We start from the raw sequence: 10,424 nt of genomic DNA, 5'->3' as shown, positions 1-10,424 counted from the left end.
TGCTAGAAGCATGCCGGGCGGCAAGATTTTTCTTGCCGCCTATGGCAGAAAAGCAGCCTTCTATTCATGATGAGATATGTCGGAAACTCAACTTGAATCTATAGAGGTGTGACAGTGGATGCATTCATTTTCATATTCTTGAAGACGTTCAATCGTCCAACCATGGTTATTTGTCATTTTTAATCCTTTTTTCTTTGTACGATATCCGCTCCTTTTTGAATGCTCAGGAGCCGTATTTCACAGATCAGTAATAGTTAAACATGTCTGATTTTCAAAATGGATTTATATATGGTGAGGGGAAGAAGTTAAACGATTACTTGCTCCGCCATTTCCTTCATTTTTTTTATTCGTAACTTCTCGCCTAATTGCTTCGATATTGCTATATTCCAACTCTAAAAAGCTTCTAATTCCCATTTGCACATGCATTTTGTCTTCTGTCAGGACAACCGGCGATAAGGTGATGGCCCGATAGTCAGCAATTAGAAATAATAGGAAATATACATCAAAAAATGTCACGATCCACGCGGCAATATCGCTCCATTGCATCACCAAAATATGAACAAAGAGAAGCATTACGGTTGATGCGCCTTTACGATCACTTCGTATAATTTTTCAGTAATTTCCTTTAGTTTTATTAAATCCTCTCGATCTAATTGGCTGTAATATTTGCGAACTAAATGAAATTCGACTTCATCTATTTTTTGAATATAATCTTTTCCTGCTTCTCCAAGGCTAACAATAATTTCGCGGCGGTTCTCTTCATTAATATCTCGACGAACATATTTCTTCTTTTCCATCTTTTTAATAAGCTGGCTTGCAGCGCTTGCTGTTATGGAAAAAGCCTCAGCAATTTCATTTACCGTCAAGCTGCGGTGTTTCAATAAATCTAATAACATCACCTGCTTTTGCGTTAATTCTTGATGCTCTTTTCCCACCATTTCTCGAATTTCTTTCAAAAGCAGCGTTGTAACCGCATCTGATTTCTCCTTTATCGCATAATATAGAACAGTAAGCTCATCCAATTTTATCACCTCACATAAATTATAAAACAAATTTAATATTTAAGTAAACTTAAATATTAAACAAAAAAAAACGCAAAGACCTTCGTTCTATACTCGTGAACTACTTATAGACTTTTTGGCATTGACGGCAATACTTGATTTTACGAAATTTCGACCGATCTTCTGGGTGTAAAATCTTAAATGCCTCCAGCTCACCTTCTGTAAACACTTTTTTATTCCGATCGACATAAAGTTCTAATAATTTACAATTACAGTTTAGGCAATATCTTTTCTCTCTTCGAATAATATAGACTAATCCGATCACACTTGTAATGATGATAAATGTCGGAACAACGATATTAAGAAGTTTATCCAATGGATCTACTCCTCTCTTATTTACCAACTAAACTTATTATATGTAAGTTATAGTAAGATGAGATAGTGTTTTTGCCGATTATCATTTTGTTTTTCAAATAATGTCGGTGTTAATCCGCAATTGATTATGCAGAAAGCAATGCCCATAATAATCTGCTTTACGAATGGTTTTATCCTATTTCCTTCGTTTCTTATCGATCAAAATCCTTTAATAAATTTAACAATTCACCGAGCGGTAGTTTTTTCTTTCTAAACCGAACAAATGTGCTATAATGTTCTTATCGCAAATTTGATGAAAAAAGGAATCTCTATGCTCCGCGGGCAAAAAGTGTCTTTTCGTGCATCGAAAACGGATCTCAAGCGGCTCTATGCCTGCAATCGTGAGTCAGCTCTCGTTTGGAATGAGTGCCTCCAATTAGCGAAGGAATACTTTCTTCAGTATGGCCGATGGATCTCGAAAAGCGAACTGCAAAAACAAACAAAAGGAAAGTTCCATCTTCACAGCCAGTCCATTCAAGCGGTATGCCACAAATATGTCTTCGCTCGACAATCCGCTCAAAAAGCCATCCAACAAGGACTTCACCACACTCGTTATCCCTACAAGAAAAAGAAGCACTCCAACACAAAATGGGCGAAAGACGGTTTCAAAGTGTATGAAAATGGAAAAATTGAACTGTCGATGGGCATCCATAACGGGAAGAGAGAAATGGCGAACAGTGCCTGGCACTGTTCGCCTAACTACTAATAGACTGAATGGTTACGGAATCATCCATGATAAAACGTTAGATTGTAGGAATGTGAGAATACCAATTAAAAAGATTAGGAAAATACTATGTTTAACTGTAAAGCGGAATAAATCGGATTCTTTTCCTGCTAACCCTACAGCAGCACAAGCAACAGCAATGGATTGAGGCGAAATCATTTTCCCTGTTACTCCACCAGACGAGTTCGCAGCAAGTGCAAGTACCGGATCCATTCCGACGGATGTTGCCGTAACTTTTTGGAGATTACCAAATAACAAATTCGAAGATGTATCTGATCCTGTAATAAACACTCCTAACCAACCAAGGAATGGTGAGAAGAATGGAAATAGCACACCCGTTTTCGCCAATGCCATTCCAAGTGTTGTACTCATCCCTGAAGCATTTGTTACATAGGCGAATCCGACTACCGCTCCAATCGTGATAATTGGAAACTTTAATTCTTTTAACGTTTCAACAAATGTTGCCGTCCAATCTTTCCAAGAAATTTTTACAATAAATTTTGTCACAACTGCTGCCAGCAAAATTGCTGTACCCGCAGCACCTAACAATTCTAGTTTATAGACGGCTGGGATCGGCTGGCCGCTTGCATTAATAATTTTGTTGTTCAATCCAGGTACTTCAGGCATAAACGTCAATTGATGGCCAAGTGCATTGATTAGCTTTAATAAACCGTTTGTTCCCTCATAATGACCTGTTAAAGCCGCTTTAATTGACGGAATTCCCCAAACCGAAATAAAGGCCGTTAATACTAGGAATGGTGACCATGCTTTAAACACTTCGCCTTTTGTATGCGCGGCTTGCTTTACTGAAGCAGTTGCCGCTACCTCAGAATAGGCTTCAGACTGAAAACGGAAAATAGATTTAGGTTTCCAAAATTTCAAGAAAATCGCCAATGCAGCCAATGAAACTAGCGCGGATAAAATATCAGGCAATTCAGGACCTAAAAAGTTTGAGCTCAAATATTGCGTTAACGCAAAGGAAACACCTGATACTAAAATAGCTGGCAATACTTCCATCGTCTTTTTAAATCCAGCCATAATAACAACTAGATAAAACGGAATGAATACAGATAAAAACGGCAATTGGCGACCTACCATTTTTGATATTTCCATTGCTGGAACTCCTGTTGGCCCTTCCATCGCGGTAATCGGAATACCGATTGCACCGAATGCCACCGGAGCTGTATTAGCAATTAAACAAATTCCCGCTGCATATAAAGGATTAAAACCTAATCCAACAAGCAATGCTGCTGAAATCGCTACAGGAGCCCCGAATCCTGCTGCCCCCTCCAGAAAAGCGCCGAATGAAAACGCTATCAACAATGCTTGTAAACGTCGGTCTTCGGTGATTGATAAGACAGAGTTACGAATGATATCAAATTGCCCGGTTTTCACCGTTAGCTTATATAAAAACACAGATGTAATAATGATCCAACCAATTGGCAAGATTCCGTAAACAGCACCTTGGCTTACCGACATCACTGCCATTCCAACTGGCATTTTATAAACGAATACAACGACAGCTAGCGCAACAAGCAATGTCGTAAGCCCGGCCATATATCCTTTCATTCGTTTAATGGCCAATGCCCAAAAAAAGTATAAAATCGGAATGAGCGCTACTAAAGCAGATAAGGCAAGGTTATCTCCAACAGGTGTAAAATTTTGTGTCCACGTCATTGTATGTATTCCTCCCATCACCCTAAAATTGAAAAATAATACAGAAGTTCTCTAATAAAAACGTAACTGAATCCCCCCTTGCTCAAGAAACCGTTTTCATTCATACGCAAAATGACTCACTACGAATATGTAAGGTCATCCGATGGAATATGATAAGGTCATCTGATGATAAAATGACCTCGACGCCTCAAATTATATGATTGATTTTAAAAAAAAACAATACTAAAAATTAAATTTTTTGAACATTTCGCACCGATCCATTTCTTTGCAGAAACACATGGCTGCTCCGAAACGTTTTCGCTGCTAATAAAATTTGCTCCATTTCTTGATAAATCCGCCCTGTAACTATATGTTTTGGACTTTCTCCCTTTTCCCCCATCAGCTTTCATGCTTCTTAATGATTTTGAGTGCTTCACGCTTGCTTAATGGTGCCAAATGTTCACTTTCTACGAAGCTTATCACACTTTCTGGATTTGTTTTCGAGTATTCCCGCAGCGCCCATCCAATCGCCTTTTGAATAAAAAATTCTCTTGAGTCCTTGCACATTCGAATATACTGATAAAGCAATTGTTCATCTGTTTCTTTTTTATATTTTAGTTGAAACAAGATAGCGGTACGTTGCAGCCACATATGATCAGACTGAATCCATTTTCTAGTATAATGTTCAATCCATTTCGGATGTTTTTTCAATATCGTTCCGATTATGTTTGTAGAAAGAGGGTCAACTGTATCCCACCATGACTTTGTGACAACCAGTGTTTCCGCTAGCGGTAAATGTTCATCGGATAACTTCTTTACATCTTTCTCAAGCAAAGTAAGTGCGATATATTGAAATTCCCTTTCCGGCAGTTCCCAGAGCGCTAAAACCATTTGCGGCAACTCTTCCAAACGTGGTTTTCCATGCTCTTTTAAAAATTCTCTTAACAATGCATTGCGCTGTGGTGCCCTAATGCCAAGAAAATCAAATTGGTCGCGCATATATTTTTTCATCGCTTTCGCATTTTCTTCATTTCGATGCTGATTCATCCATTCTACTAATTGTCTTATATAAATATCGGCCATTGTTTTTCCTCCTAATGATCTCAACATTCTTTAACATGTTCAAGTCTCCCACCTCTAAACAACGTGTAGGTGGGAGAGGTTCATTCTCACCTCTTTAACAGTTCAAACAGTGACAGGCAATGTCCGTTGGAAAACCTATCATTTTTTTAATGCTTCCATAACCGCGGTTTTTAATATTTGCACTCCATCGATTAAATAAGAATGATCAAACGTCATATGGGGATGATGCAAACCTGGCTTTAGATTAGCTCCTAGTCCTAACATAGCGGCTTTTAAGTGTGGTCTTTTAATGGTATAAAAGTGAAAATCATCACTTCCTGACGTTACAAGCGAAGAGACGCATCCACTTTCCCCAAATGTTTCGATAATCCCTTTTCGAAGCAAGTTTTCCGCCTCTGCCGACACTTCTGCCGCCGGAGTAAAATCTATCCACTTATATGAGATTTCAACTCCCATAGATTTAGCAGATTTTATGACGTTTTCTACCTTCTCCTTTATCTTCTGTAATAATTGATTGCTTTCCGCTCTTACATCTAAAGCAAACTGTCCACTACCTGGAATAATATTAAAATTTTCACCGCCCGCTTGACATTTTGTCATTTTTATTGAATAAGATTGCTGCGGGGAAAAACATATATTTTTTAATTGAAAGTTAATCAATGAAATAACATCAATCGCATTCACACCTTGGTGCGGCCTAGCACCATGAAAATCTGAACCGTATATATTGGCGACTAAAAACTCGGCCGCCCCGTGCCGAATCGATGGTGCAGCTTGTTTTAAGCGCAATTCTTCAATCGGACGCAAGTGAACCCCAAACAAATAATCGGCATCGTCCACAACCCCCTTTTCCACCATTGTGATCGCGCCATTCCCCTTTTCTTCAGCAGGCTGGAAAATAAATCGTACCGTTCCTTTTTTCCAGTGGCAAGTTTTTAATTTTAAAATAAGTCCCATCACAATTGTCATATGTGCGTCATGTCCGCAAGAATGATTAGCTTTGAATTCTCCATCTACCTCTTGCCATAGAGCATCCATATCGGCGCGAACGGCAACGACAGGCTTTCCATTTCCCATTTCAGCAACAATACCTGGACAGTCATCAAAAACTTTATATGGAATCCCTTCCTCTTCTAAAAATTGTCTAATATAAGCCGTCGTATTATATTCGTTCCAGCTCGTTTCAGGATGCTCATGTAAGTAATGAAAAATTTCTAGTAAACGATTTTGTAACTCAATATCTTCCATTCCCAACAACTCCTTTCACCACTTTTACACCAATTTACGTCGCTAAATAGACGCTAATTAAGTATAGAAATATCTCCTTCCTTTTCATATTTTGGAGATTTTGTAGAACTTTTAGTTTCATTCAACATACTGAATCGTGATTCTGTTGTCAAGTATTTATAAACCTTCCATGATTTCCTAACTTTTATCCAAGATATTTGATTCTAAAAATCTCTTATTAGAATCGACAAAATTAGACAAAATCATACAAAAAAAATAGATTGACGCTTTTAGAAATAATATTTATTATTCATAATAGCGTCTATTTTACGACAATTCAAAATTATAAAAAGGGGCATGGGAGGATTAAGATGAAAAAAGAGATATCTTTTAAGGTAGCCATCATTCCAGTCTTAGTAACAATTGTAGTAATGGCGATTACCATTGTTGTTCTCGAGAAAAGTCCACATATTCCATTGATTGTTGGAACAACCGTCGCCGCCCTTATTGCATGGCGCTCAGGATATAAGTGGAGAGAGATTGAAGAAGCGATGTATAATGGGATTCGTCTTGCTCTGTCGGCTATTGTTATCATTATGCTTGTCGGCTTAACCATTGGGGCTTGGATTGGCGGCGGGATTGTAGCAACAATGATTTATTACGGATTAAAGCTTTTGACACCTTCACTATTTTTAGTTTCAATCACGATTATATGCGTTGTTGTATCGTTAGCAATCGGAAGCTCATGGTCAACCATGGGGACAATAGGTGTCGCCGGAATGGGGATTGGACTAAGCATGGGGATCCCTGCGCCAATGGTTGCGGGTGCTATTATTTCCGGGGCTTATTTTGGCGATAAAATGTCACCGCTTTCAGACACTACAAACTTAGCTTCAGGCTTAACAAATACCGATTTGTTCGTCCATATTCGCCATATGCTATATACGACAATTCCCGGCTTACTTATTACCTTAGGGGTGTATGCCTTTTTAGGAAGAAATTTTGGAAAGGGCAGCGCTGAAACAGCTGATATTCAACAAACGTTAGAGGTGTTGCAAGATCATTTTCTCATCTCTCCTTTTCTATTGCTTATTCCATTACTCGTCATCGTGTTAGTGGCCAAAAAAGTGCCTGCCATTCCAGCGCTCATCGTAGGAATCATTCTCGGATTTTTATCTCAAGTCTTCGTTCAAGGTGATTCCGTTTCTGACGCAGTTGGAGCTTTACAAAGCGGATTTGTAATCGATACAGGGAATAAGATGGTTGATGATTTGTTTAACCGTGGCGGTTTAGAATCGATGATGTATACCGTTTCAATGACAATTGTCGCAATGACTTTTGGCGGTGTTTTGGAACATACCGGAATGCTTCAAGCAATTGTGAATCAAATTTTAAAGCTTGCGAAAACAGCAAAAGGTCTTGTTGCATCAACGATTTTCTCTTGTGTCGCTACAAATGCCACTTGCTCTGAACAGTACATTTCGATCGTCATTCCTTCAAGAATGTATGCAAGCGCATACATGGAAAAAGGTCTTCATTCGAAAAATCTTTCACGAGCACTTGAAGACGGAGGAACGTTGACATCTGTCTTTTTCCCTTGGAATACATGCGGCGTGTTTATACTTGGAACGCTTGGGGTTCATGCATTTGATTATGCTCCTTATGCTGTGCTTAATTTCATCGTACCGATAATCTCCATTCTCTATGCATTAACCGGATTTACCATCGAAAAGTTGCCAGAATCAGAAATGTTGGCACAGACGAAAGAACAAGAAGCTAGCTTAAATGCATAAAGAGTAAAAAGGAGGCTGTCTTAAAAAACAAAATAAAGACAGCCTCTTAGTAATAAATAGGAATATTAAGTTCATAAATAGCACGAGGACGGCCTTGTTGATACGGCATTTCTTCGCCAATTATTTTCACATAACCATGGTCAACTAATTTTTTTAAGATTCGCTCTGTTGAACGTCTTGTTACTTGCAAGTAATCGGATAAATCTGCCGCTGTAAATTGAAGCGATTGACGCGACCTGCTAAATTGGATGATTTTTGATAAATTAGCAGGACTCAGCTTTGTTTCTTTTGCTATTTTTAACAGTTCTGGATGATCATTTTTAAGACTCTGTACTTTACTTTCTTTTGGAAATGGGCCGAGAAGCTTTTTTTCTTCCGTTAAAATGTATCCACAGCTTTCCGTTTCATGATTTGCCGCGAAACTTTGGGCAATTTTCGCATTTTGTTCAGCTTCTGCTGCGGTGTCGCCGTATCCAAAGCCAACGGAGATCGGTTCTTTCCAATTTAATAAATAGTCACGAAACGCATTTGTTTCCATTAGTGCTTCAATATCGCCGCGTGTACTGTAAAGTATAAATGAGCGTTCATCGATTTGTTGAAAAGAACCGTTTAGCTTCCGGGCGAAAACGTCCAAATTGTCAATTGGAACATCGTGTGATGACGGAAATGAAATGTAACAAGCCGCTACTGTAGAAGAATGCCTTTTCGCCAGCTCCGCTTTTGTTTTTGCATCCTGCAAACTGCGAATTAATGATTTTTTGGGATTAAGCATTCGCATCGATGGAATGCCAAGCTCTTGAAGCTTGTCGTACACTGCATGAACACTTGTTAAAGCAAAGTCAACGACACCTGATTGAAAGCGTGAATGATGAAAGTCGATGATTTTCGCAATGTCAAACTTGTTTGGCAGCATCTCTTTATAGTCCATTACGTGCGGAGCACAATCAATGCCTACGTCCATTAATACATTTTCGACAAAAGAAGAATCGACTAAATCGATGGAAATTCGTTCTGGTTGAATGTTCTTGTGATATAAAATTGAAAGTAAAGAGGAAGCAACAGCCATTTCATCTTGCTCTAAAAAAACAGTTGGAATCGGCAATTGTTCTCGCGTTTCTTTCGAAAAATAGTAGGGTAATGCGCCTGCGAAAAAGACGACATCACATGGTTTTAAATGCCTAACAAGTTCCGCTGCCTCCTGTGGATGTGCATAAACATAGGGCTCGATTTCAATTCCGGTAATTTGGGGTGCAACAGACAAAATCTGCTCGATAAAATCTGCTGAACCGATGACGGCAATTTTGATCATTCTTCATTCGCACTCCTATATTTTTTCATTTATTTAGCGTCTATTTAACGTCAACTATATCAAATCACAAAAGCAATTGTAAACGGAAAGGAGTCATTTTTTATGAAAATTACTGCGATTCATCTTTATGCCATTCGCTTGCCCCTTCACGTTCCATTTGTGATAAGCTACCACTCATATCATGATATACCGTCTGTTATTGTAAAAATCGAGACAGATGAAGGAATTGTCGGTTACGGAGAAGGAGTCGCAGACGAACATGTAACCGGGGAAACATGGGAAAGCACGTTTTATATTTTAAAAAATACGATCGCTCCTCTCCTAATCGGTGCTAATCCAATGAATATTGAAAAATTACATGAGATGATGAATGCAACCATATACGGTGCGCCAACAGCAAAAGCAGCTATCGATATCGCCTGCTTCGATATTATAGGAAAAAAGCTTGGACAGCCCGTTTACCAATTCATTGGCGGCCGCTATCATGATGAATTTCCGATTACGCATGTTCTGAGTATTGCCGAGCCAGAGCAGATGGCTGAAGAAGCTGCTTCTATGGTCAAAAAAGGATACCGATCATTTAAAATAAAAGTCGGCACGAATGTTCATAAAGATGTGGAAAGAATTAAGGCCGTGCGTGAACGAGTTGGTGATGATATTGCCATTCGCGTTGACGTCAACCAAGGATGGAAAAACAGTGCCACGACCTTGGTTGCTTTGCGCTCATTACGCCCTTTCAACATTGACTGGGTGGAGCAACCGGTTGTAGCGGATGATATTGATGCGATGGCCTATATAAAATCAAAGACAGATATCCCAATGATGATTGACGAGGGATTGAGAGGGCCACGTGAAATGCGGCAAATTATCCAAAAGAATGCAGCCGATAAAGTAAATATTAAATTAATGAAGTGCGGCGGCATTTATCCTGCAGTAAAATTAGCCCATCAAGCAGAATTGGCAGGAATCGAATGCCAAATCGGCTCTATGGTCGAATCCTCCGTCGCTTCTTCGGCGGGATTTCATGTCGCATTTTCGAAAAAAATTGTTACGAGTGTTGAACTGACAGGACCATTGAAATTTTCCAAAGATATCGGCAATCTCCATTACGATATCCCTTATATCCGCTTGACTGAAAAACCTGGATTAGGCGTAGATGTCAACGAAGATATACTTGACGAATTGACGGTTTTTCAAGATGTTGTTCGCTAAAGGAG

At 39.1% G+C, this 10,424-nt stretch carries 10 protein-coding genes; 3 read left to right on the top strand and 7 right to left on the bottom strand.

What is annotated here, in order from left to right; genetic code table 11:
- Positions 1-282: 282 nt before the first annotated feature.
- The 3 genes from EDD69_RS09850 to EDD69_RS09840 form a co-directional block, all read right to left on the bottom strand.
- Positions 283-573 carry a hypothetical protein gene (locus tag EDD69_RS09850; protein WP_243643094.1) on the bottom strand — a complete coding sequence of 97 codons (291 nt, stop codon included), beginning with the start codon at positions 571-573 and terminating at the stop codon, positions 283-285.
- Positions 573-1,022 carry a MarR family winged helix-turn-helix transcriptional regulator gene (locus tag EDD69_RS09845; RefSeq protein WP_132948785.1) on the bottom strand — a complete coding sequence of 150 codons (450 nt, stop codon included), beginning with the start codon at positions 1,020-1,022 and terminating at the stop codon, positions 573-575. Before EDD69_RS09845 ends, EDD69_RS09850 begins: the two co-directional genes overlap by 1 nt.
- A 100-nt stretch (positions 1,023-1,122) precedes the next feature.
- Positions 1,123-1,377: a hypothetical protein gene (locus EDD69_RS09840; RefSeq protein WP_132948784.1), complete on the bottom strand. Its 255-nt coding sequence runs from the start codon at positions 1,375-1,377 to the stop codon at positions 1,123-1,125.
- A 309-nt stretch (positions 1,378-1,686) separates the two neighbouring features.
- Here EDD69_RS09840 and EDD69_RS09835 point away from each other — a divergent pair, with 309 nt between their 5' ends.
- Positions 1,687-2,121, top strand: coding sequence for a transposase (locus tag EDD69_RS09835; RefSeq protein WP_243643093.1), 435 nt, complete (start codon positions 1,687-1,689; stop codon positions 2,119-2,121).
- A gap of 12 nt (positions 2,122-2,133) precedes the next feature.
- Here the strand turns inward: EDD69_RS09835 and EDD69_RS09830 are convergent, their stop codons facing one another.
- The 3 genes from EDD69_RS09830 to EDD69_RS09820 all read right to left on the bottom strand — a co-directional run bounded on the left by EDD69_RS09830 (position 2,134) and on the right by EDD69_RS09820 (position 6,126).
- A complete protein-coding gene (locus EDD69_RS09830; RefSeq protein ID WP_132948783.1) occupies positions 2,134-3,816 on the bottom strand; it encodes an L-lactate permease in 1,683 nt (560 codons plus the stop codon).
- 378 nt (positions 3,817-4,194) lie between these two features.
- Positions 4,195-4,878 carry a DNA alkylation repair protein gene (locus EDD69_RS09825; RefSeq protein WP_132948782.1) on the bottom strand — a complete coding sequence of 228 codons (684 nt, stop codon included), beginning with the start codon at positions 4,876-4,878 and terminating at the stop codon, positions 4,195-4,197.
- Positions 4,879-5,016: 138 nt separating this feature from the next.
- Positions 5,017-6,126 (bottom strand): M20 peptidase aminoacylase family protein, encoded by a 1,110-nt coding sequence (locus tag EDD69_RS09820; RefSeq protein WP_132948781.1) that lies wholly within the window; start codon positions 6,124-6,126, stop codon positions 5,017-5,019.
- Positions 6,127-6,476: 350 nt separating this feature from the next.
- On the opposite strand from EDD69_RS09820, the gene nhaC reads away from it, so the two are divergent.
- The gene (gene nhaC, locus EDD69_RS09815) at positions 6,477-7,898 is read left to right on the top strand and encodes a Na+/H+ antiporter NhaC (protein WP_132948780.1); all 1,422 of its coding nucleotides are present in this window, start codon (positions 6,477-6,479) and stop codon (positions 7,896-7,898) included.
- Between the two features lie 46 nt (positions 7,899-7,944).
- On the opposite strand, the gene EDD69_RS09810 is transcribed toward nhaC, so the two are convergent.
- Complete coding sequence (locus EDD69_RS09810; RefSeq protein ID WP_132948779.1) at positions 7,945-9,207, bottom strand: transcriptional regulator; 1,263 nt, start codon at positions 9,205-9,207, stop codon at positions 7,945-7,947.
- A 102-nt stretch (positions 9,208-9,309) separates the two neighbouring features.
- Between EDD69_RS09810 and EDD69_RS09805 the strand changes: the two genes are divergently transcribed.
- Positions 9,310-10,419, top strand: coding sequence for a mandelate racemase/muconate lactonizing enzyme family protein (locus EDD69_RS09805; RefSeq protein WP_132948778.1), 1,110 nt, complete (start codon positions 9,310-9,312; stop codon positions 10,417-10,419).
- Positions 10,420-10,424: the final 5 nt, after the last annotated feature.

It is taken from the genome of Thermolongibacillus altinsuensis (genome assembly GCF_004341205.1).
Taxonomy (GTDB): Bacteria; Bacillota; Bacilli; order Bacillales; family Anoxybacillaceae; genus Thermolongibacillus; species Thermolongibacillus altinsuensis.
This window is presented reverse-complemented; position numbering and strand designations above follow the sequence as displayed.

Bases quoted from the DNA above. Each gene is read 5' to 3' on its own strand.
- EDD69_RS09805 (WP_132948778.1), top strand. From the start codon at position 9,310: ATGAAAATTACTGCGATTCATCTTTATGCCATTCGCTTGCCCCTTCAC.
- EDD69_RS09850 (WP_243643094.1), bottom strand. From the start codon at position 573: ATGCTTCTCTTTGTTCATATTTTGGTGATGCAATGGAGCGATATTGCC.
- EDD69_RS09835 (WP_243643093.1), top strand. From the start codon at position 1,687: ATGCTCCGCGGGCAAAAAGTGTCTTTTCGTGCATCGAAAACGGATCTC.
- EDD69_RS09820 (WP_132948781.1), bottom strand. From the start codon at position 6,126: ATGGAAGATATTGAGTTACAAAATCGTTTACTAGAAATTTTTCATTAC.
- nhaC (WP_132948780.1), top strand. From the start codon at position 6,477: ATGAAAAAAGAGATATCTTTTAAGGTAGCCATCATTCCAGTCTTAGTA.
- EDD69_RS09830 (WP_132948783.1), bottom strand. From the start codon at position 3,816: ATGACGTGGACACAAAATTTTACACCTGTTGGAGATAACCTTGCCTTA.
- EDD69_RS09825 (WP_132948782.1), bottom strand. From the start codon at position 4,878: ATGGCCGATATTTATATAAGACAATTAGTAGAATGGATGAATCAGCAT.
- EDD69_RS09810 (WP_132948779.1), bottom strand. From the start codon at position 9,207: ATGATCAAAATTGCCGTCATCGGTTCAGCAGATTTTATCGAGCAGATT.